This window comes from Escherichia sp. WS3227_2 (assembly GCF_046486495.1).
In the GTDB taxonomy this organism is placed as follows: domain Bacteria; phylum Pseudomonadota; class Gammaproteobacteria; order Enterobacterales; family Enterobacteriaceae; genus Escherichia; species Escherichia coli.
Window position 1 is genome coordinate 1 of the sequence record NZ_JBJQLG010000028.1, and the last position, 21,090, is coordinate 21,090.

Consider the following 21,090-nt stretch of genomic DNA (forward strand, 5'->3'; position numbering starts at 1 on the left):
CGGCGGTGCTTTTGCCGTTACGCACCACCCCGTCAGTAGCTGAACAGGAGGGACAGCTGATAGAAACAGAAGCCACTGGAGCACCTCAAAAACACCATCATACACTAAATCTGTAAGTTGGCAGCATCACCCAAGGCCGATGTTGTGGAACCTGGTTCGAAATATGCAAGTGCGCGCTACTCCAGGGGGAATGGGGCATTACCAAAGGACTGCCGAATAATCTTTTTCCACGGCAAACCGCGACCTCGCGAAGTGTCAGAGGATTGGCTTCCCCTTATCAGCTCATTTTTTGAGCAAGAATCAGAATAATATTGCTCTAATAATTCCATATTTTTAAAACGTGATGTACACTCATCACGTTTTTTATTAGAGCAATCTACAAGGTGCACTATGTGGCCATTCCGACGGAAATATCACTACTGGCTGATCGCCTTTGTTACGCCGACCGGCGGTATCAGGCATGTCATCACCAGGTATCGCAACAAGAGACTCACCTTAGCCAGAATTTTACAGGCTGCCATAGGTGAGGGACTGGATACAAATTGCGTAGTCCTTCCTCCTTCATACTTAGGAAAAATGACCGAAGCACAAGCTAATACGGAACTTTGAAATGAGCACTTCAGCACAAAACCAATCAATCGAAAATGTATCTATCCCTGATGTCCTGAATGCCGGTATCCCGGCCATTATCCAGAACATCCGGGCCGCGCAACGCCGCGTTAGTTGTGATGACCTCACAGCACGTTTTTTTGATAATGCGGTTCAGTCAGCGGAGATGCTTCACGCACAGCTTATTGATGTTTATAACGCAGAAGCTGATAGCCATAACTCCCTGGTAGATGCAGCTGAAAATATGCAGTTGGATCTCGGTCTGAAGGGTAAAGAAATTGAAGAGCTTCAGCTGCAAATTGAACATTTGAAACGCCAGCAACAGGACGCGATCGACGATGCGACGCATGACGCCAACCAGCGTGCTGATAATGCCGAACGTATAAGCATTGAGCTGGAAACAAAACTCAATGAAATGACCGCGATGGTTGAACTGCGGAACTCACAGATTTCAACGCTAAAATCTCAATATAAAGAGATCATGAAACTTGATCCTTTTAACCTTGAGAAACGCTATAACAAAGCTAAAAGCGAGCGACAGGAACTGCGTAAGCAGGTCGCCGACCTTAACCAACAGCTCAAAAAAACTATTAAAGATGCAAGCGAAGCGCGCGTGGCATTTGCTAATAAAAAAGCAGAGGTTACCGCGCTGGTTAATGAGAATGCCAAATTTGCGACGCTCAAGAAGGAAATGTATGGCATTACTGAGCGCCGTTTCCCTGCAAGCAAACTTCATCCGACGTTAGGGCAAATCTCCTTCTTCCCGCGCCTCCTGGCTTATGGGATCTCATCGCCTAAAGAGTTCAATAACGAGCGTCCTTATATCGTTTCTAAGCTGGACTTTGCTTATCAGTTCTGCTGCGACATGGGCTATGCCATTGATATCCGGATCAACGAATGGTTGATGCCAAACTTCCAGCCGTTGGCCATTTTCCGCGAGTTCCAGCCGGAAGGTTGGGTAGAGTTCTTCCATGAATTGATCTGTAAAGAGATGGAAAGCCGCCGCCCGGAACTGGTCCGTCGTGTCGAGTGGGCGCAAGAGGTTATGTTGGCAGATGCAGAGCTACCGTTCGAACCGGAATTCATTGATGAACTGGCCAATAAAGGGCTGCATAGCCTATTTGATGTAGTTACCCGCCGTCATGAGCAGTTGGTTGTTGAATTGGGTTTAGAGGAAACTGCGGCAAGAAGACTTCTCGATGTTTGCTATGCACGTAGCGATGCATGGGAAAAAGAGAACGGCGGCACTATTTACGTTCGCTGATAGTTACAGTGTCACTTTTAATGCTGGTGGAGTGCGCCCACCAGCATTTTTTTCGTCCAATGAGGAGGGCATTTGAGTATTTTCAATAAACACGCACACCAGGAACGTCCGTACATCGTCATAGTAGATATTGATGGAACGATATCAGAGGCAACGGAAGACAGGCAGCATTTACTTCCTCCACCTGGCAGGTAGTGACTCCAACTTACTGATAGTGTTTTATGTTCAGATAATGCCCGATGACCTTGTCATGCAGCTCCACCGATTTTGAGAACGACAGTGACTTCCGTCCCAGCCTTGCCAGATGTTGTCTCAGATTCAGATTATGTCGCTCAATGCGCTGAGTGTAACGCTTGCTGATAACGTGCAGCTTTCCCTTCAGGCGTGATTCATACAGCGGCCAGCCATCCGTCATTCATACCACGACCTCAAAGGCCGACAGCAGGCTCAGAAGACGCTCCAGTGTGGCCAGAGTGCGTTCACCGAAAACGTGCGCCACAACTGTCCTCCGTATCCTGTCATACGCGTAAAACAGCCAGCGCTGACGTGATTTAGCACCGACGTAGCCCCACTGTTCGTCCATTTCAGCGCAGACAATCACATCACTGCCCGGTTGTATGCGCGAGGTTACCGACTGCGGACTGAGTTTTTTAAGTGACGTAAAACCGTGTTGAGGCCAACGCCCATAATGCGGGCAGTTGCCCGGCATCCAACGCCATTCATGGCCATATCAATGATTTTCTGGTGCGTACCGGGTTGAGAAGCGGTGTAAGTGAACTGCAGTTGCCATGTTTTACGGCAGTGAGAGCAGAGATAGCGCTGATGTCCGGCGGTGCTTTTGCCGTTACGCACCACCCCGTCAGTAGCTGAACAGGAGGGACAGCTGATAGAAACAGAAGCCACTGGAGCACCTCAAAAACACCATCATACACTAAATCAGTAAGTTGGCAGCATCACCTGGCTTTGTTGAATCGGTTACGTACCCCGGAGCCGGTCATATTTTCAGGTAATACACACGCTTTCAGACATTTCGGCTTTCGTCATTTTGGTATCATGGGCATAGCTTCTGCTACCTGACCATCATAATCACGCAGCTTCAGTGAAGCAGTGACCACCTGTTTAACCCGGTGTATCGTTATGATCTTATCCAGCAATTGAACCGCCCCGGGTTTCCTGGAGAGTGTTTTATCTGTGAACTCAGGCTGCCAGATCATCGTTTCCGATGGAAGCATAATAAGCTTTTTCTGCTTCTGCCGGTGGGATATGGCCCTGCCTTTCCAGCAATCGTCGATTGTTATACCAGTCCACCCACGTGAGTGTGGTCAGCTCATCATACTGACACGTGCATTACCCCTACCGCGATAATGCAACCGTACAATATAGGGCGTTTCCTAAACGCAGCCCTCATCACTCCAATCCAACAAGACACAGCATTTTTGATCACGAAGAAAGACAAATAATTTCCGTAAATGTTTCCGTTGTTACAAATAACAACAGTGTTTTACATTTCTTTGGCCTCAGGCCCGCGCATGTTGCCATTCGATGTCATTTTCCTGACTCATTTCTTCTTTATGGTGTAGTGTGATCTTCACTTTATGGATGCTAACAATATGAAAAGAAAAATTATTCCCGTGCTAATCGGTTGTACGCTCTCTTTCTCTGCCCTGGCGGCACAACCTACGGCTGAGCGCTATGTCGTCAGTTTTCCAGAAGGCACGCACGTGAACTACGCCGGCGCATTTGCCAGTGCATTCCCGAACGGCCTTCCGGTTGGGATAGGTTCTGGCCTGCTGTTCACCGGTAAACAGGGCGATGCCCTGACATTCGCAACCATTACCGATCGCGGTCCGAACGCGGATTCACCGAAAGAGGGGAAAAACGAAACTAAAATTTTCGTTACGCCAGATTTCGCGCCGCTGCTGATGACGATTCGTGTACAAAACGGCAAAGCGGAGGCCATCGATCCCCGTCCTCTGCATGACGATAAAGGCGCGATCAACGGTCTGCCGCTGGCAAGCGACGTGATTGGCTCCACCAATGAAGTGGCCTTCAGCGACACGTTACATAGACTGAAGGGGGATAATCGCGGGCTGGATACGGAAGGGATCACTCCGGATGGTAAAGGAGGTTACTGGCTGTGCGATGAGTATGGCCCGTTCCTGATTAACATCGACAGTAAAGGGAAAATCCTGGCAATCCACGGTCCGCAGGCGGCGGAAGGGGAAAAAGCGATTGCGGGCGGTTTGCCAAATATCCTCAAATGGCGTCAGGCGAACCGCGGCTTTGAAGGCCTCACCCGTATGCCGGACGGGCGTATTATTGTCGCCGTGCAAAGTACGCTGGATATCGACGCTAAGAGCAAGGAAAAGGCGCTGTTTACGCGTCTGGTGAGCTTCGATCCGGCAAGCGGAAAAACCGCGATGTACGGTTATCCCATCGACAGCGCGGTCTACAGCAAAAACAGCGACGCTAAAATCGGAGACATCGTGGCGCTCGATAACCAGCACATCCTGCTGATCGAACAGGGAAGAGATAAAAACAACAGAATGCGTAACCTGATTTACAAGGTCGATCTCAATAAGGCGAGCGACCTGTCAGGCTTCGACAAGCCGGGTGAGTATCCGGAGTTTGATGATGAGAAAACCCTGTCACAGCGCGGCATTACCCTTGCGCAGAAAACGCAGGTTGTTGATCTGCGCTCCTTGGGCTGGCAGCAGGAGAAGGCTGAAGGGTTGGCGCTGATCGACAGCAAAACGCTGGCGGTGGCGAACGATAACGACTTTGGCGTGAAGGTGGCGATGCAACATCCGGTCGAGGGCAAGACATTCAAGGATTATCGGGTGAACGCGGAAGGAAAGCTGACGCTTGACGACAAGCAGGTTGAAACGACCCTCAGAGTGAAGCCACTGGAGAAACCGGAGTCTGACAGTGAACTGTGGATTGTGACGCTGCCGGAAGCGTTGAAATAAGTTTATAAGGTACGGACAGCAGTATCGCTTAGTTTTTCAAATTCATGTATGTGAACAATATTGGGGTTCCGGCGTAGACCCCCAATGAAAGCGTCACCACGTGAAAACATGCCTGCACGGTTTACACGTCATCCCATGGTGGCAGCCGGTTAACTTTCCTGCGCCACCAGTGGAAAAAGGCCATAAGCAGTCCGAACAAAAGTAAGCGTACAGCGAGGGCCGTATTGACGGGGATGTGTTATTCAGCTGGCAGTGCTATGCGCCACGGAAGCAGTTCGCTGACCCGGTTGACCGGCCAGTCTGCTATGACGCCAAGCACATGGCGAAGGTAGCTTTCTGGATCCACGTCATTCAGTTTGCACGTCCCGATCAGGCTGTACAGTAGCGCTCCCCGCTCACCACCATGGCCAGAGCCGAAGAACAGGGTCTTCATCTTTTCACGCAACCAGCTTTCCAGGGATTTCAACAGCGGTTTCGTTTTTCGCTGACGTTCAGCAAGCCGCTGCTCTGCCGGCATTCCCCTTATATCCGCCTCTATGGCGTACAACTGACCGATCTGCTCCAGGGCTTCTTCCGTCAGTGCTGACGGGATGCGGACGTGCACATCGTGGATCTTTCGGCGGGCATGAGCCCAGCAGGCAGCTTCCGTTACCACGGCAAACATATTGCGTATTTCATGCGACAAGCATTGGCCTGGCTGGAAGGGCATTCATGCAGTGATGACAGACAAGGTAAAGCCAACAATCAACCCGCATCTGGTAACCAGGCTGCCGAATCCAATCGCGGCAATGAGTGGGCCGGCAATCCTGATATTGATAACGCCATCATCATGCTCGACCGCATAGATACGGCGAAAAGTTGCGATGATGACCGTATTGAGGCCGTTAAGGCTGTGTTGCGTAGACTGGCTGGCAACTATCCGGATATTCCGGATAGTTCGGTGCCTGCGTCAGGAAATGGCGTCACCGGTGAACGTATCCGCATTAAGCCGCATGTTTATCGCGAACTGGTTAACCGCCTCCACGATACAGCGATCAAGTGTGCTGGCACCCAGCAATTACGAGAAAAAATTAGCCGTGTTTTGGGCGACGTTATTACGCCAGATCATCATAAACAAGTCGAGAAAAGTGGCCTGGAAAGATGTCACCTTGAGGCGGCATTAAACATTAAGCCAGGGCATACGCTTGGCATTATTGATGCACTATTGGTTCATAAGATGGCCAGGGTTTTATTGCCGCTGGTGGCTGATAAGCAAGAGGCGGGCCATGCCAACGAAAGCTGAGTTACAGGCGCGCATAGAGATTCTTGAAAAAGAGAATGCGAGTCTAAAAGGAATGCTGGCGCGGGCGGAAAGGGAATTATCAGGCAAATTATTGCCAGAAGAACTGCCACCAGCAGATATACCAGATCGAGTATCCCGGTGGATGAAGTCTCTTGGTTTACCGTGGGAGGCTTTTTGGTGCTACGAGCATCGCAGATGGTGTGATGAACTTGATAGCAGTTTCCCCTACTTTGCGGAAGGGAACACCTGCCCTGAGTGTAGGAGGTAGCGCGATGTTTCGTCCTCGTCCAATACCGCCGAAAATAACTAATGGCTATCAGCCGAATACTCCAGAAATACAAGGGAGCGAGGGGCTTAAACCACCACCAGCACCACGTATTCCGCCTGTAGCAAGGAACGTATCATTACGACGAGAGTTAATATTAGCCTTGTCGCCCGTTCTGGCTGCCCGCCAGGATTGGGTAAGTAATGATGACCTGGCAGAAAAAATCACATCGCTGGTGGATAAAATTCTGCATAAAGCTGATCTCTGATCACCATGCTAAAATCCCCTCAATTCACAGAGGGGATTTTTGTCTATGTTGCATAGAGTTTTATGGAAAAGCGTTATTGTCGGCGCGATGTTGGCAGTGTCTGGATGTGCGATGGTGCAATACAATGACGGCGAAAAGGTTAGCATCCAGTCAGATGGTTGGTATGGCCTGGATAGCCTGCAAAAAACCGCAGATAAAGCCTGTCAGCAATATGGGAAGTCTAAAGCAGTATATCAGCATAGCGCGAACGCTAACCCTCATCTTGCGCCCGGTTCGGGTGTTCAGAATACCATCTGGAAATGTGAGCCTTAAATATGAGCGATTGGAATATTGCAGCTAAAAGTCAGGAAGAACGGGATAAGGTGAACGTTGATCTGGCTGCCAGCGGTGTGGCGTACAAAGAGCGATTGAACATACCTGTCATAGCTGAACAGGTAGCCCGCGAGCAACCAGAGAACCTGCGCACCTATTTCATGGAACGTCTACGGCACTACCGGCAGTTAAGCCTCCAGTTGCCAAAAGGGAGCGATCCGGCATATCAGAAAGATGATGCCGTAAAGAAATAGCGGTAGTTAACCGTTTTGAACTTCTCGTATCCTGGCAATGACAGCTTCATGCTGGGCTTGGATAGCGGCTTTTTCGTTTTCAAGCCGGGCGATAGACATCTCCAATTCTTTGCTGTACCAGGCGAGCTGGGCCAGGTTCATCCGGTTGTGGTCGAGAGTTGGAGACACTTCGACGCGGTCCCTTTCTTCCTGCTTTAATGAGAAGAGATTCATCTCGTCCATTGAGGAAAATTCAGCAACAATTTCTTGTTGATGATCCGGTCGCTGCGGCATCCTCGCCAGTATAAATGGCGGTTCTTTTGAAAACATTAATGTCGGTTCAGACCGTGTTTTTACCCAGCTTGCCTGCTGTCTTTCGGCAAGTTCACAGGCTTCATCATAGTTATTTGCCAAACCCAGCACGGACGGGCGGTCCCACGCGCCACCATTCAGACAATAAACAACAATTTTCCCGTCATGTTCTGTAACCCCATAGGGATGGTCCCACCAGGCGTCCAGCTGAGCTTTAGAGCGTTTCTCGTTAGGAGTGCAGTCAAAATTTTTGGGCAATACAGGATCGAGGGGAATGCGATTAGGCATAGCTAATTCCTTATTAACTGATTGGCAACGAGGTTCCGCTGATCCGTTGGTGATGAATAGTAGCAAAGCGCACAAAATCATCAGCGGTGGTTGATGTACGTAACGCGTTTGCACCAAAGGTGTCTCTTTAATGTATACTGTATAAATGAACAGTATTGTTGAGGTGAAAACGCTATGGGCTTCCCTTCTCCTGCGGCGGATTATGTTGAAAGCCGAATTTCTCTTGATCAGCAACTAATCAGGCATCCATCAGCAACCTACTTCATGCGGGCCGCTGATAGCCATCACCGTGAGGGAATATTGCAGGGTGCTTTGCTGGTGGTTGATTCCTCGCTTACTCCGGTTGATGGTTCTCTGCTTGTGTGCGCTATGGAGGGTGAATATCGCATAAAGAGATACCGAAAGTATCCGCGCCAGCACCTGGAGGATTTAAGCACCGGGAAGAAAGAGGCGTTACCAGTAGATGACGATGGATACACGGGCAGTAATGCTGTTTTTGGTGTGATCACTCATGTCATCAATGATGCCAGAAGTGGGGAGTTTGATGATTGTCCGGTTATTTAAGCTGCAAAGGGCTGGTGCTTTATGCCTGTGAAGTTTATAATTGTGTACACATAACGAGTACACGAGGTTTTTATGCAATCCATTAACTTCCGTACCGCGCGTGGCAACCTTTCTGAAGTGCTCAACAATGTTGAAGCCGGGGAAGAGGTTGAAATCACCCGCAGAGGCCGTGAGCCAGCAGTAATTGTCAGCAAGGCTACTTTCGAAGCCTACAAAAAAGCGGCGCTGGATGCTGAATTTGCATCCCTGTTTGACACCCTGGACTCCACCAACAAGGAACTGGTTAACCGATAATGAGGCATATATCACCGGAAGAACTTATGGCGCTTCATGATGCGAATATAAGCCGCTACGGCGGCCTGCCGGGAATGTCTGATCCGGGTAGGGCAGAGGCCATTATCGGGAGAGTTCAGGCCAGAGTTGCCTACGAAGAGATCACCGACCTTTTCGAAGTCTCCGCCACCTACCTGGTGGCTACAGCGAGAGGGCATATATTCAATGATGCCAATAAGCGTACCGCGCTAAACAGCGCGCTGCTATTTCTACGCCGTAACGGGGTGCAGGTATTTGATTCACCTGAACTGGCAGACCTTACTGTAGGCGCTGCGACTGGCGAGATATCTGTATCTTCTGTCGCCGACACGTTACGTAGATTGTATGGTTCTGCGGAGTAGATTAATGGCACGCAAATACAACAAATTGTCCCGTGAAGCGTTAAAGATGCTTCTTGATGGCGTGAGTCGCCGCAAGGTAAAGCAATACCTGGTTGGTAAGCAAATTGGAGTCAGGACCGCTATTGCTGTGTTATGCCGTCAGGAAATGGTTGTGCTTAAACAGAGAATGCCGGGCAGCAGATAAAGCCCAATCAGTGATTAAAGGTGTGATGTGAAAGCCGTAATTACTCCCTTTGTACAGAAAGAGCTTGGCCTCGCCACGTTCAAAGTGGATCAGGAGGTCAGAAAGCTGGTGGAGGCTGGCCGTAAATTTATTATGGAGCCGGTGCCGCGTGAGTTAATCGAGCACATGGAAGACGGCCTCGTTGTTACCGAGCAAACCATGGCAACAAATGAGGCGTTGCAGCCGTTTTTTAACAGCGATGAACTGTTTCGCCGTATTGGTGGAATTGACGCGCTGGTGGCGTGGTTGTGTAGGAAAGAGGGTCAATGCCAGGCCGCAGATCGTAGTTGGTGTGACAACCATATTGTCCACGCTGAACGAGGCAATAGCGCGGTGTTGTTGTGCTGGCATCACGATAACCATTACCGGATGCGTGGTTTTAATGAGCTGAAAGAAACGCTGCACAATAATCGCGTTAACTGGATACTGGATGTCGCCCGTCAGGAAATGGGCCTTTCAAATAGCCATGATTTAAGTATTCAGGAGCTGTGCTGGTGGGCTTTCATGCGCAACATGATGCACCTGATGCCGGAAGAAGTCTGCCGCATATCAATAAATAAGATGAAGGCTACTCCGCAGGATAGCGGACCTCTGAAAGAGGCGGATATTCGCCCGTATGACGATCGCGCTACAGCATATGTTCAGATGATGGAAGAACGCGCCGCGCCGATGCGTGCAAAAGTATGCCCTGTGGATGTTGACTCCGACCCAGGTATGGCGCATTTCAAAATACCAAAACTTCAATCGCTAAAATTGCCCGAGTACATGGACTTTGTGGCTTCCCGTCCATGCTGTGGCTGTGGAGCTGCGGGAGCTGGCGCTCACATTACGCCTTATATCGTTCGTCATAGTCGATTATGCGCGCATGACATTTATGCTATTCCTCTGTGCCAGTCATGCCAGCGTGATATTGAGCGTGACCGCGATAATTGGGAGAAGACGCACGGTAGGCTGGCGATGCATCAACGATTGTTCTTTGATTACGCGCTTGGAGTCGGCGCTATCACAAGTCACTCGTCGAGTGTTAGATAAAATTGCTCTAATGTATTGCCATTTCTTTAATCGAGGGTATTATATTCGACGTTGATTAGTTGACATGGGCTAATCAGTAGGTGACAGGATGTTACTTAACTGGCAGGGACGCCACTTCATGGAAATAAATCACTCACGAATAACATCGTACGAGATTGCGGATTACATGATCCGCACTAAATCTCTTCTATCAGCGAAAGAACTCGCAGCAATTCTTGAAAAGGAATACCCGCACCTGGATGTCGATAAGCGCGATGTTTATCTGCGCTTAAAGGCTATCGCTGTGTCTAAGTATTCGTCTGTTTTGATTGATGACAGTACACGCCCACGTAGATTTCAGATCCATTCTCTGAATCCTGAATTCTTTCGCCGCAGCCGCGCTCCGCGCCGGTTTGATGAAAAACTCCAGAACGAACTCTATATGACGCAGGACGAAAAGGAACGCCGGGAGCACCAGCCTTGGGTAATGGCGCGTCAACTTTTCAATAAGGTGGTCCGTCAGCACCGTCATTACGGTAATGCCACATCCGCACGTATCTGATTGATTGCCCGTTCCGGGCCTTTTGACATGTGACTTTCGTTACCCTCGCGTCAAAAAGAGTTTTATACGAAAGGAAGCATAAGTGACCTGGGACGATCACAAGAAGAATTTTGCTCGCCTGGCGCGAGATGGTGGTTACACCATCGCACAATATGCCGCCGAGTTTAATCTCAACCCAAACACCGCACGTCGTTATCTCCGTGCATTCAAAGAAGACACCGGAACAGCGGACAGCCGTAAGCCAAATAAGCCTGTCAGGAAACCACTAAAAAGCATGATCATTGATCACGCTAATGATCAACGTGCAGGTGATCACATTGTGGCTGAAATGGCAGAAAAACAAAGAGTTAATGCTGTTGTCAGTGCCGCAGTCGAGAACGCTAAGCGCCAAAATAAGCGCATAAATGATCGTTCTGATGATCATGACGTGATCACCCGCGCCCACCGTACCTTACGTGATCGCCTGGAACGCGACACCCTGGATGATGATGGTGAACGCTTTGAATTCGAAGCTGGCGATTACCTGATAGATGACGTTGAAGCGCGGAAGGCCGCGCGCGCTATGTTGCGTCGGTCCGGGGCCGATGTTCTGGAAACCACTCTTCTGGAAAAGTCTCTTTCTCATCTCCTTATGCTGGAGAACGCCAGGGATACGTGTATTCGCTTGGTGCAGGAAATGCGCGATCAGCAAAAAGGCGATGATGAAGGTACTCCGCCTGAATACCGTATCGCGAGCATGCTAAACAGCTGTTCCGCGCAGATAAGCAGCCTGATCAACACCATTTACAGCATCCGGAATAACTATCGAAAAGAAAGCCGGGAGGCGGAAAAGCACGCTTTGTCTATGGGGCAAGCTGGCATTGTTAAGCTGGCATACGAACGAAAGCGTGAAAATAACTGGTCAGTGCTGGAAGCAGCTGAATTCATCGAGGCGCATGGCGGGAAAGTTCCGCCCCTGATGCTGGAGCAAATCAAAGCCGATCTGCGTGCTCCTAAGACCAATACCGATGACGAGGAAAACCAAACAGCATCTGGCGCTCCATCCCTTGAAGATCTGGATAAAATCGCACGAGAACGGGCCGCCAGCCGCCGCGCTGATGCCGCATTGTGGATTGAGCATCGTAGAGAAGAAATTGCCGATATCGTCGATACAGGCGGTTATGGTGATGTCGATGCGGAAGGCATATCAAACGAAGCATGGCTTGAACAGGATCTGGACGAAGACGAGGAGGAAGACGAAGAAGTTACCCGCAAACTGTACGGGGATGCTGATTAATGGCCAGAAGTTGCGTAACTGACCCTCGTTGGCGCGAGCTGGTGGCGCTATATCGTTATGACTGGATTGCGGCCGCTGATGTGTTGTTTGGGAAGACACCAACCTGGCAGCAGGATGAGATCATTGAGTCCACGCAGCAGGACGGCAGTTGGACAAGTGTGACCTCCGGCCATGGTACTGGTAAGTCGGATATGACGAGTATCATTGCAATACTCTTCATCATGTTTTTCCCCGGCGCTCGCGTCATTCTGGTCGCTAACAAAAGACAGCAAGTCCTTGATGGTATTTTCAAATACATAAAGAGCAATTGGGCTACTGCTGTTAGCAGATTCCCGTGGTTGTCGAAGTATTTCATTCTTACAGAAACGTCTTTTTTTGAGGTGACTGGCAAGGGTGTTTGGACAATATTGATAAAGTCCTGTCGCCCCGGAAATGAGGAGGCGTTGGCTGGTGAACACGCCGATCATCTCTTGTATATCATCGACGAAGCGTCGGGTGTGAGTGATAAAGCATTCAGTGTGATAACAGGTGCGCTGACCGGTAAGGATAACCGTATTCTGCTTCTTTCCCAGCCTACGCGACCTTCAGGCTATTTCTACGATTCACACCACAGACTAGCTATTCGACCGGGAAATCCTGATGGATTGTTTACTGCGATAATACTGAATAGTGAAGAATCTCCGCTTGTAGATGCAAAATTTATACGAGCAAAACTTGCGGAGTATGGCGGTCGTGATAACCCCATGTACATGATCAAAGTACGTGGTGAATTTCCCAAATCTCAAGATGGCTTTCTTCTTGGTCGTGATGAGGTTGAGCGGGCGACGCGGCGAAAGGTCAAGATTGCCAAAGGATGGGGCTGGGTTGCATGTGTTGACGTTGCTGGTGGCACAGGACGAGATAAGTCCGTTATTAATATCATGATGGTGTCCGGCCAGCGAAATAAACGCCGTGTAATCAACTATCGTATGCTGGAATACACAGACGTTACAGAAACGCAGTTAGCCGCCAAGATTTTCGCTGAATGTAACCCAGAACGGTTCCCGAACATAACCATAGCTATTGATGGCGATGGCTTGGGGAAATCGACGGCTGATCTGATGTACGAACGCTATGGTATTACCGTCCAGCGTATCCGCTGGGGTAAAAAGATGCACAGCCGTGAAGATAAAAGCCTTTATTTCGATATGCGCGCTTTCGCGAATATTCAGGCGGCAGAAGCTGTAAAATCAGGGCGTATGCGGCTTGATAAGGGGGCTGCGACTATAGAGGAAGCATCAAAGATACCGGTAGGGATAAATTCCGCAGGTCAATGGAAGGTGATGTCAAAGGAAGATATGAAGAAAAAACTCAACCTGCACTCACCGGACCATTGGGATACATATTGTTTCGCTATGTTGGCGAACTATGTTCCCCAAGATGAAGTGCTTAGCGTCGAAGACGAAGCGCAGGTTGATGAAGCTCTGGCATGGCTTAATGAATAACAATTTGACCATGCCGGATGGAAAACTATTGCGCGCTTTCGGGGTTGCTGTTTACAGGCTGCCCCTTCTTAGTTTTACGGCTGCGCGTAACTGATGCGGCTGATTTGACCTTTTTCTCTTCGCGAGTGATGGCAATTTGTTTTTTTACATTTTCAATATCTGCCAGGCGATATATTTTTGCCTGCGGCCAGCGGTCGCAGATGATCGGTTCTATAGAGTCATAAAGGCTAAATTTTGCTTTCTCGAATTCACCGTTGATGATGATTCCATCACGGAGAGTTTCATCGCAGATAAACACGCCACACAGCGGCACATGGTAACTAACTGATTTACCATCATTGTAGTTAGGGCTGCTGGAAATGTAGTGGACGCGCAGCATTGTTTCGCTAAAGCCGTGTACGCGCATACGGAATTTTTCATCCTCCGGGTACTGCTTCATTAGCTCTTTTGTTGCTTCCAGGTTCTCTATGTATTTCGCACTGTGCTCATTGATCCCCGCGCTTTTTTGGATGCGAATGTCCTTATCAATCAGATGAATAATGCGGCCAGCGGTCATGTTGACGCTGTTCACAGCTTCTGTCTGATAAGTCGTAACCTTACGCACACCGCGAAGGATGTTAGGCACTGGATATAAAATAGTCTTTGGGATATTGAGGTCTGGGTACTGTTCCAGTTCCCGCGCCATTAAAGTCCATTTATCAATTTCAGCCTGAATGCTGTCCGTTTCTTTGAACGGCAGAACGACAACCGGGCGAACAGGACGACCGTCGCTGGCGGCATCAACGTGTTGGGCGCGTGCAACAGCTTTTTTTAGAAAGAGATCCCTGAAGCTGACGAACTCCTGGTACAGTTGTTCGCCGTAGACATAATTTATCATTGATCCTCCTCCAGAATTGACATGGCCAACAGCTCACAGCGGATGACACTGAGAGTTGTTGGCCACCATTATAAAAGGATCCAACGAAAATAATAGATTTATTAGTGCATTTATTGTGAGTCTGGCTGGTTAGTGGCCATGAGATATTCGATTGTGTCAGTGAGATCATCCAGGTCGTCTTGGGTGATGCGGTACTCCTGATTGGATATCTTTGAGTAGTGTTCAGCAATGGCGCGAGCAGCGTCGGTTTCGGCGGGGTCTACAGATAAAGCGTTAGAGCAATGTCTAACATCGTCGATGGTTGGTGGAATGAAAGCCATAATTATGCCTCACTGTATTGACAACACAGAGCCTGAAGCTCTGACCTACTGTTTCACCCATGTTCCATGCTGGGGTTATCTATCAACATTGCGCTGTGTGTAAGATGAGCAATGCATAGCGGTAATGCCGTTGTATAAGGTTTCCCTGTTTGCTCATTTCCTTCTGAGCCGTTCTACAACGCTGAAGACACATTAAGTAGTGAGTCCAAAGTCGTATTACGAAACGGCGGCAAAACTATAATTTATTAGAGCAATTGTCAAACGACCATGAAAAACAATCCAGTATTTGGCTGGTGGAGTGGGATTTTACTCTCAATTTTTATTGCTCTAATAGTTCTTGATTTTTCTACACAGCTGGACGTAAACTCCTCATCAGACCTAATAACTTCGTATAGCATACATTATACGAAGTTATCTTAAGGGTTATTGAACATGATCAATTTACCTGTAAATCCATACAGTTCAATACCTTATCAGGTCAAATAGTGATCACTTGATCATTTGATCAAGGTTGCGCTACGTAAAATCTGCGAAATGTTGGCAGTGTTAGTGCTCCAGATTTCGCGTAGCGCACTTAGCACCACCAATCAATCAGAGGTGAAAAATGGGATATTCAGCTGCTAAAGTGTCCACTCATCTTGAGCTTGAGAAAAACCGTGGTTACTGGCGGGCAAAAGGGTTTGATCGTGATAGTTGCCAACTGTCATTATCGCGCGGTGAAGAGAAAATAGAACGCACGCGCGGTCGCTGGCGTTTCTATGACGAGAACCATAAACAGGTAAAGGCAGAGCCAATCCTGTACACTTTACTTAAAACTATTATCTGAGTGTTAAATGTCCAATTTACTGACCGTACACCAAAATTTGCCTGCATTACCGGTCGATGCAACGAGTGATGAGGTTCGCAAGAACCTGATGGACATGTTCAGGGATCGCCAGGCGTTTTCTGAGCATACCTGGAAAATGCTTCTGTCCGTTTGCCGGTCGTGGGCGGCATGGTGCAAGTTGAATAACCGGAAGTGGTTTCCCGCAGAACCTGAAGATGTTCGCGATTATCTTCTATATCTTCAGGCGCGCGGTCTGGCAGTAAAAACTATCCAGCAACATTTGGGCCAGCTAAACATGCTTCATCGTCGGTCCGGGCTGCCACGACCAAGTGACAGCAATGCTGTTTCACTGGTCATGCGGCGGATTCGAAAAGAAAACGTTGATGCCGGTGAACGTGCAAAACAGGCATTGGCGTTCGAACGCACTGATTTCGACCAGGTTCGTTCACTCATGGGAAATAGCGATCGCTGCCAGGATATACGTAATCTGGCATTTCTGGGGATCGCTTATAACACCCTGTTACGTATAGCCGAAATTGCCAGGATCAGGGTTAAAGATATCTCACGTACAGACGGTGGGAGAATGTTAATCCATATTGGCAGAACGAAAACGCTGGTTAGTACCGCGGGTGTAGAGAAGGCACTTAGCCTGGGGGTAACTAAACTGGTCGAACGATGGATTTCTGTCTCTGGTGTGGCTGATGATCCGAATAACTACTTGTTTTGCCGGGTCAGAAAAAATGGTGTTGCCTCGCCATCACCCACCAGCCAGCTATCAACTCGCGCCCTGGAAGGGATTTTTGAAGCAACTCACCGATTGATTTACGGGGCTAAGGATGACTCTGGCCAGAGGTACCTGGCCTGGTCTGGACACAGTGCCCGTGTCGGAGCCGCGCGAGATATGGCCCGTGCCGGAGTTTCAATACCGGAGATCATGCAAGCTGGTGGCTGGACCAACGTAAATATTGTCATGAACTATATCCGTAACCTGGATAGTGAAACAGGGGCAATGGTGCGCCTGCTGGAAGATGGCGATTAGCCATTAACGCGTAAATGATTGCTCTAATTCTTTGATATTTATGGTGACATATGAGAAAGGATTTCAACATCGACGGAAAATATGTAGTGCTGTCTGTAAGCACTAATATTCAGTCGCCAGCCGTCATTGTCACTGTAAAGCTGAGCGATAGAATGCCTGATATTGATTCAATATCCGTTGCGTTCCCTGTCAAAAGTATGCGTGGTGCTGAACATTTCGTGATGAATGCCACCGAGGAAGAAGCACGGCGCGGTTTTGCTAAAGTGATGTCTGAGTTTGGCGAATTTTTGGGGCACGTTGACAAAGCCCTCTCAATCAGTTCAGCAAGGTCCAAAGCGTTAACAACTTCCATGATGAAATAAAAAAAAGCCTGGCAAGGAGCCAGGCTGCACAAAAGAGCGGGTTTGTATTCCGCATCCAATCAATCAAGAAGGAGTATAGCACACAGGTACTGAAGTGAAAAAATGTGATTAGCGATAAACAAAATATCTATTATTGCTCTAATAGATCGCCATAATTGAGCCGCAGTTTTTGTCAACTACGAAGACGTTGCCATTACTTCACTCCTTGACATCATTGGCGGCCATTAGGCCGCCTTTTTTTTGCCATATGAAAACAATCGAACAAAAAATTGAACAGTGCCGCAAGTGGCAGAAGGCAGCCAGAGAACGAGCGATCGCTCGACAACGGGAGAAGTTGGCTGATCCGGTCTGGCGAGAATCTCAATATCAGAAAATGCGGGATACTCTCGACCGCCGTATCGCTAAACAGAAAGAGCGCCCACCAGCCAGCAAAACGCGGAAAAGCGCGGTAAAAATAAAATCTCGTGGCTTGAAGGGGAGAACACCAACGGCGGAGGAACGGCGCATCGCCAATGCTCTTGGCGCTCTCCCCTGCATTGCCTGCTATATGCATGGAGTAATATCTAATGAGATGTCTCTGCACCATATCGCCGGTCGTACCGCGCCGGGTTGTCATAAAAAGCAATTGCCACTTTGTAGATGGCACCCCCAGCATGCAGCTCCGGCTGAAGTAAGAGCAAAATACCCCTGGCTGGTCCCTGTTCATGCCGATGGTGTGGTTGGAGGCAAGAAAGAATTCACCCTGCTGAACAAGTCAGAGATGGAGTTACTGGCTGACGCCTATGAGATGGCAAACATCATGCACTAATAAATATATTATTTTTAATGATAAATGATTGACAACTGACAAGTGACTTCAGTCAGAATCATCACATGCCCGGTACGGATGGATCCCCTTTCAAATATTCCATGGACGGCACAGTCTGAGTACCGGGCGCTACCTTCAGTTGTATTGCTAAGCCGCCGCTGGTGGCTTTTCTTTTTTGTAGGGGCGCTATGGATAAGAAAATATGCGTTGTTTCAATGAGCGTCGGCAAACCGGCGTCAATGACTGCTGCATGGATCAACAATGAGCTGATAATGGCTGAGCGGACCAGCTACCCTGAACGCCGCCGCGATATGGAACTCCAGCTGCTGCGCGAATTGCGAGAAAAAGAGGAAAAGGGTTTTATCGTGCTGGTGGAAGAGGAAAACAGCTTTATTACCGGTCGAGTTGGCCAGCGTGTAAGGTTGCGTGATCCCTTCATGAACGGCAGGCCGGTACTAATTGAAGCAATGCAGATTTACAAGGAGCTGGAACGCCAGAAAGCGATCAAGTTACCGCGCAAGGAATCCGGCAAATACATCCTCCACCAAAGCATCTTCGATTCCGAACACGATAAAAAAGGCGATGAGTTTTTCAACATCAACTGGAGCGAAATAACGACAGAGCATGTTCTGACGTTGTTATGCTGCTTCGCAACAGAATACAACAACGTGGTAAGCGCAGACTACATCAGGACAATGACAGACACCGTTACTAAACAAGACAACGAATATTCACCATATGAGCCATTTGTAAATATGATAAAAGCATTTTATCGGATGGAGCTCACTAAAGTTCCTCAAGGTAAATTAACAGGTAAGGATAACATCTTTTAAGCACAGTAATGAGGTGCTTAGATGTTCATATCAATATCCTAACTCTCTGCATCTCATAAATCTGATAGCCACTTACTATCTATGGACTCAATCTCCGTCAGCGGAATTGATGGGAAAAAATATCCCTGAGCGCCCCATAGCCCTATCCCTTTTGATAACTTATGACAATCAATGTTTTCGACGCCTTCAGCGATGATATTCGGACATAACTTTTTTAAATTGCTAATAATGACATCAAAATGAGGCTTAATCATATGCTCTTGAAAAAATGACTTATCAAGTTTTATTGCATGATATTTATTTTTAATTAATGCTTTCATGGTGGCGTTACCACTTCCAAAATCATCAAGCCAAACATTATCTGTCAAAGTCAGTAGAAAGGATATGATGTAATCCTCATCGCTTAAATCAGGATAGTTTTCTGATATCTCAATCGCTATAAATTTATTGTTTATTAGTAGTTCTTGAATTTGTTTATTGCCATATATATATAAACAGGTATCATAATCTACATTGATAGAGCATAATATATTATGGCATTCAAAAAAATACTTATATTTGATTATTGTGTTAAGTTGAGATTTTAGCAAGTTAATCTTCATCTTGCTTGTAAACATACCTAATACTTTCTGAGTAGAAAGAATAGCCCCCTCGTTGGAATAAAATCTGCTCAACACTTCCACTGCTATCAACTTGTTAGTGCTTGTGGAAATGATTGGTTCTACTATGTAGATAACTTCCATGCTCCCACCCTCTATTTTTAAATTGGTTGGCTTTAGCAGATAAAGTGCCCTTTATATTTACAGGGGTTACACACTATGTCAATTTATTTATCTGTAGTGAAATTGATAAAAATTAAATAATAAAAAGCAGCAACTATGACACAAATCAATATTTTTATTTTTTGCACAACTTCTTGATTTCAGTGCTGCTGTATCTCTATTCTTGTTCAAAGCCTCTTTAGAATGGTGGTAGCTATGTCAGGAGTCTGTTACTTCATCCTTATAAAGAAACCGATAAATTTTCAATTTCTTAAGGATTTCTTAATATTAAATTATGGTGATGTGCTGTTGCTTAAACATTCTGAACGCGAATTCTTACAAACCTATTCAGATAAATATATCGAATTCGAACTTAATGATAGTGCTGTAAGAAACTATTTATCTTGTCACAATCACCAAGGGAAGCAACTTCTGGATAAATGCCCACATTTGCTAAAAAAGTCTTTTGCTTATCCTGATTTATTAATCAGGATGATCGATAATATAAGTGACCAGAATCATATACATCCTGATTTTAAGGATGCTTTAACTTTTTCATTACTTTCAATTTTTAGTGATGTTGACAACCTTAGAGCTTTTCTTAAGTCTGGTATGCCTACTTTCTCAGGGAAAGTACGCAGCATATTTCTTTCAGATGTATCTAAACATTGGAAACTAAGAGACTTAACTGATTATCTATACATAGTGAGAGTTTAATAAAGAAAAAACTCTTATTAGAAAACACCTCCTTCAGTAAGTTATTACTTGATACACGAATGGCTTTTGCTATTAAATTACTAAAGCAAACCCGCCCCCTCAAACAAGTATCAAAAAGTTGTGGTTTTAGTAGCATATCGTACTTTGTGTGCCTATTTAGGCAGTATTATAATTGTACACCATGTGAATATGTAAAACATCAGTTATCATCTGGGAAATAAGATGCATTTATCTCCCAGATAATATTGTAATATTAAACTCAGTCAGCATTTAGTAGCAGAGCATTATCTATGATGATCTGCTCCCATTCTTCGAATGCCCGGTCGCGGACGCCCTGGGGAACGCTGTTTGTTTTGAAATCGACGACCGTCCGCCATTTCCCGTCCGGACGGTACATGCGCAGAGCTTTACTTCCCCCTTCCCTGCGCACCTCAACGTTATGCTTGTCAGCAAACTCTTGTAATGCTCGTAGCGTCCCATGCTTTACTGTGTAGTATCGCTTTTTCAAGTTTTCTCTCCAGCCTGTGCCAAGGCTTCAACTTCCAAATCGTAAGACTCAAACTCATAGTCCTGGTCGTCAACTTCTTCAGGGACTGGCAGTAAATGCCAGGCTGAGTATATCTGACCATTATCAAAACGCTCCTGGCTGTAGAGCGTCGCGGCTATGAGTGTTAGCGCCGGGCGGTCATAACGGTAAAATTTGCGAACGTCACGGTCAACGAGACGACCGAAATTACCATAACCGCGCTCCAGTAATAATTTTTTAATTTCCGGCCAGTATGGGCCATAGCTGCGGTACAGGCGGGGATTTTTCAGTAATCGCCCGCGTAGCCCTGACAGGAAGAAATCAACGTATTCGTCTTCTGTCTTTCCTAACAACGCTGTACGGAGTACCGCCTCAAGATATGTTTTATTCGGTTTTATTGTATCAGATAGTGTGGCCATATTATG

25 protein-coding genes and 8 pseudogenes are annotated in these 21,090 nt (G+C 47.3%); 21 read left to right on the forward strand and 12 right to left on the reverse strand.

Features of this window, described 5'->3' with window-relative positions:
- Positions 1-76: IS1 family transposase (locus ACJHXB_RS23640; RefSeq protein WP_016240675.1), on the reverse strand; the 76-nt coding region annotated here is incomplete at its 3' end.
- A 50-nt stretch (positions 77-126) separates the two neighbouring features.
- Here ACJHXB_RS23640 and ACJHXB_RS23645 point away from each other — a divergent pair.
- Positions 127-309 (forward strand): annotated as a pseudogene (locus ACJHXB_RS23645) (hypothetical protein); the annotation flags it as partial.
- 301 nt (positions 310-610) lie between these two features.
- Positions 611-1,873, forward strand: a complete 1,263-nt coding sequence (locus ACJHXB_RS23650; protein ID WP_046788792.1) for a hypothetical protein — start codon at positions 611-613, stop codon at positions 1,871-1,873.
- A 205-nt stretch (positions 1,874-2,078) separates the two neighbouring features.
- Here ACJHXB_RS23650 and ACJHXB_RS23655 read toward each other — a convergent pair.
- The 3 pseudogenes from ACJHXB_RS23655 to ACJHXB_RS23665 all read right to left on the reverse strand — a co-directional run.
- Positions 2,079-2,776, reverse strand: a pseudogene (locus ACJHXB_RS23655) (IS1 family transposase).
- Between the two features lie 99 nt (positions 2,777-2,875).
- Positions 2,876-3,006: pseudogene (locus ACJHXB_RS23660) on the reverse strand (IS5/IS1182 family transposase); the annotation flags it as partial.
- Positions 3,007-3,070: 64 nt separating this feature from the next.
- Positions 3,071-3,202, reverse strand: a pseudogene (locus ACJHXB_RS23665) (IS3 family transposase); the annotation flags it as partial.
- A 281-nt stretch (positions 3,203-3,483) separates the two neighbouring features.
- Between ACJHXB_RS23665 and ACJHXB_RS23670 the strand changes: the two are divergent.
- Positions 3,484-4,842, forward strand: coding sequence for an esterase-like activity of phytase family protein (locus ACJHXB_RS23670; RefSeq protein WP_203080323.1), 1,359 nt, complete (start codon positions 3,484-3,486; stop codon positions 4,840-4,842).
- 121 nt (positions 4,843-4,963) lie between these two features.
- On the opposite strand, the pseudogene ACJHXB_RS23675 reads toward ACJHXB_RS23670, so the two are convergent.
- Both ACJHXB_RS23675 and ACJHXB_RS23680 read right to left on the reverse strand, forming a co-directional pair.
- Positions 4,964-5,041, reverse strand: a pseudogene (locus ACJHXB_RS23675) (DUF6404 family protein); the annotation flags it as partial.
- A gap of 39 nt (positions 5,042-5,080) precedes the next feature.
- Positions 5,081-5,494 (reverse strand): annotated as a pseudogene (locus tag ACJHXB_RS23680) (transposase); the annotation flags it as partial.
- On the opposite strand from ACJHXB_RS23680, the pseudogene ACJHXB_RS23685 reads away from it, so the two are divergent.
- From ACJHXB_RS23685 to ACJHXB_RS23700, 4 genes and pseudogenes are all read left to right on the forward strand, one after another.
- Positions 5,492-6,124 (forward strand): annotated as a pseudogene (locus ACJHXB_RS23685) (hypothetical protein); the annotation flags it as partial. The pseudogenes ACJHXB_RS23680 and ACJHXB_RS23685 overlap by 3 nt on opposite strands.
- A 272-nt stretch (positions 6,125-6,396) precedes the next feature.
- Positions 6,397-6,657: a hypothetical protein gene (locus ACJHXB_RS23690; RefSeq protein ID WP_001408981.1), complete on the forward strand. Its 261-nt coding sequence runs from the start codon at positions 6,397-6,399 to the stop codon at positions 6,655-6,657.
- 45 nt (positions 6,658-6,702) lie between these two features.
- Positions 6,703-6,969, forward strand: coding sequence for a hypothetical protein (locus ACJHXB_RS23695; protein ID WP_231530536.1), 267 nt, complete (start codon positions 6,703-6,705; stop codon positions 6,967-6,969).
- A gap of 2 nt (positions 6,970-6,971) precedes the next feature.
- Entirely contained in the window at positions 6,972-7,223 is a 252-nt protein-coding gene (locus tag ACJHXB_RS23700) for a DNA polymerase III subunit theta (RefSeq protein ID WP_001286531.1), read from the forward strand.
- 6 nt (positions 7,224-7,229) lie between these two features.
- Here ACJHXB_RS23700 and ACJHXB_RS23705 read toward each other — a convergent pair whose 3' ends face one another.
- Positions 7,230-7,802, reverse strand: coding sequence for a DNA-binding protein (locus ACJHXB_RS23705; protein ID WP_203080324.1), 573 nt, complete (start codon positions 7,800-7,802; stop codon positions 7,230-7,232).
- Positions 7,803-7,976: 174 nt separating this feature from the next.
- Here ACJHXB_RS23705 and ACJHXB_RS23710 point away from each other — a divergent pair, with 174 nt between their 5' ends.
- From ACJHXB_RS23710 to ACJHXB_RS23745, 8 genes are all read left to right on the forward strand, one after another.
- Positions 7,977-8,366, forward strand: coding sequence for a S24 family peptidase (locus ACJHXB_RS23710; RefSeq protein WP_000506730.1), 390 nt, complete (start codon positions 7,977-7,979; stop codon positions 8,364-8,366).
- A gap of 72 nt (positions 8,367-8,438) precedes the next feature.
- Entirely contained in the window at positions 8,439-8,660 is a 222-nt protein-coding gene (locus tag ACJHXB_RS23715) for a type II toxin-antitoxin system Phd/YefM family antitoxin (RefSeq protein ID WP_001190712.1), read from the forward strand.
- Complete coding sequence (locus ACJHXB_RS23720; RefSeq protein ID WP_203080325.1) at positions 8,660-9,040, forward strand: type II toxin-antitoxin system death-on-curing family toxin; 381 nt, start codon at positions 8,660-8,662, stop codon at positions 9,038-9,040. The genes ACJHXB_RS23715 and ACJHXB_RS23720 overlap by 1 nt, the downstream gene beginning before the upstream one ends.
- 4 nt (positions 9,041-9,044) lie before the next feature.
- Positions 9,045-9,224 (forward strand): hypothetical protein, encoded by a 180-nt coding sequence (locus ACJHXB_RS23725; protein ID WP_000113019.1) that lies wholly within the window; start codon positions 9,045-9,047, stop codon positions 9,222-9,224.
- A gap of 27 nt (positions 9,225-9,251) precedes the next feature.
- Positions 9,252-10,295 carry a DUF968 domain-containing protein gene (locus ACJHXB_RS23730; protein WP_410233542.1) on the forward strand — a complete coding sequence of 348 codons (1,044 nt, stop codon included), beginning with the start codon at positions 9,252-9,254 and terminating at the stop codon, positions 10,293-10,295.
- 88 nt (positions 10,296-10,383) lie between these two features.
- Positions 10,384-10,836 carry a late promoter-activating protein (Gp10) gene (locus tag ACJHXB_RS23735; RefSeq protein WP_001312282.1) on the forward strand — a complete coding sequence of 151 codons (453 nt, stop codon included), beginning with the start codon at positions 10,384-10,386 and terminating at the stop codon, positions 10,834-10,836.
- 82 nt (positions 10,837-10,918) lie between these two features.
- Entirely contained in the window at positions 10,919-12,112 is a 1,194-nt protein-coding gene (locus tag ACJHXB_RS23740) for a terminase (protein ID WP_203080327.1), read from the forward strand.
- On the forward strand, positions 12,112-13,596 hold the full coding sequence (locus tag ACJHXB_RS23745) for a terminase (protein ID WP_000124150.1): 1,485 nt from the start codon (positions 12,112-12,114) through the stop codon (positions 13,594-13,596). Before ACJHXB_RS23740 ends, ACJHXB_RS23745 begins: the two co-directional genes overlap by 1 nt.
- A 25-nt stretch (positions 13,597-13,621) precedes the next feature.
- On the opposite strand, the gene ACJHXB_RS23750 is transcribed toward ACJHXB_RS23745, so the two are convergent.
- Both ACJHXB_RS23750 and ACJHXB_RS23755 read right to left on the reverse strand, forming a co-directional pair.
- Complete coding sequence (locus ACJHXB_RS23750; protein ID WP_000611657.1) at positions 13,622-14,473, reverse strand: phage repressor protein C1; 852 nt, start codon at positions 14,471-14,473, stop codon at positions 13,622-13,624.
- Positions 14,474-14,583: 110 nt separating this feature from the next.
- Positions 14,584-14,793: a hypothetical protein gene (locus tag ACJHXB_RS23755; protein ID WP_000874154.1), complete on the reverse strand. Its 210-nt coding sequence runs from the start codon at positions 14,791-14,793 to the stop codon at positions 14,584-14,586.
- A gap of 604 nt (positions 14,794-15,397) precedes the next feature.
- Here ACJHXB_RS23755 and ACJHXB_RS23760 point away from each other — a divergent pair.
- From ACJHXB_RS23760 to ACJHXB_RS23780, 5 genes are all read left to right on the forward strand, one after another.
- On the forward strand, positions 15,398-15,619 hold the full coding sequence (locus tag ACJHXB_RS23760) for a hypothetical protein (RefSeq protein WP_000542336.1): 222 nt from the start codon (positions 15,398-15,400) through the stop codon (positions 15,617-15,619).
- 7 nt (positions 15,620-15,626) lie between these two features.
- Complete coding sequence (locus ACJHXB_RS23765; protein ID WP_074014776.1) at positions 15,627-16,658, forward strand: site-specific integrase; 1,032 nt, start codon at positions 15,627-15,629, stop codon at positions 16,656-16,658.
- Between the two features lie 50 nt (positions 16,659-16,708).
- Complete coding sequence (locus ACJHXB_RS23770; RefSeq protein WP_038989442.1) at positions 16,709-17,020, forward strand: hypothetical protein; 312 nt, start codon at positions 16,709-16,711, stop codon at positions 17,018-17,020.
- Between the two features lie 247 nt (positions 17,021-17,267).
- Positions 17,268-17,828 (forward strand): Ref family protein, encoded by a 561-nt coding sequence (locus ACJHXB_RS23775; RefSeq protein WP_074014775.1) that lies wholly within the window; start codon positions 17,268-17,270, stop codon positions 17,826-17,828.
- Between the two features lie 188 nt (positions 17,829-18,016).
- Entirely contained in the window at positions 18,017-18,661 is a 645-nt protein-coding gene (locus tag ACJHXB_RS23780) for a hypothetical protein (protein ID WP_001514450.1), read from the forward strand.
- A gap of 53 nt (positions 18,662-18,714) precedes the next feature.
- Here ACJHXB_RS23780 and ACJHXB_RS23785 read toward each other — a convergent pair whose 3' ends face one another.
- Positions 18,715-19,404: an EAL domain-containing protein gene (locus ACJHXB_RS23785; protein ID WP_000452096.1), complete on the reverse strand. Its 690-nt coding sequence runs from the start codon at positions 19,402-19,404 to the stop codon at positions 18,715-18,717.
- A 234-nt stretch (positions 19,405-19,638) separates the two neighbouring features.
- Between ACJHXB_RS23785 and ACJHXB_RS23790 the strand changes: the two are divergent.
- Positions 19,639-20,360 (forward strand): annotated as a pseudogene (locus ACJHXB_RS23790) (helix-turn-helix domain-containing protein).
- A 38-nt stretch (positions 20,361-20,398) separates the two neighbouring features.
- Here the strand turns inward: ACJHXB_RS23790 and ACJHXB_RS23795 are convergent.
- On the reverse strand, positions 20,399-20,647 hold the full coding sequence (locus tag ACJHXB_RS23795) for a hypothetical protein (protein WP_000747846.1): 249 nt from the start codon (positions 20,645-20,647) through the stop codon (positions 20,399-20,401).
- Positions 20,644-21,084, reverse strand: a complete 441-nt coding sequence (locus ACJHXB_RS23800; RefSeq protein ID WP_023352064.1) for a hypothetical protein — start codon at positions 21,082-21,084, stop codon at positions 20,644-20,646. Before ACJHXB_RS23800 ends, ACJHXB_RS23795 begins: the two co-directional genes overlap by 4 nt.
- Positions 21,085-21,090: the final 6 nt, after the last annotated feature.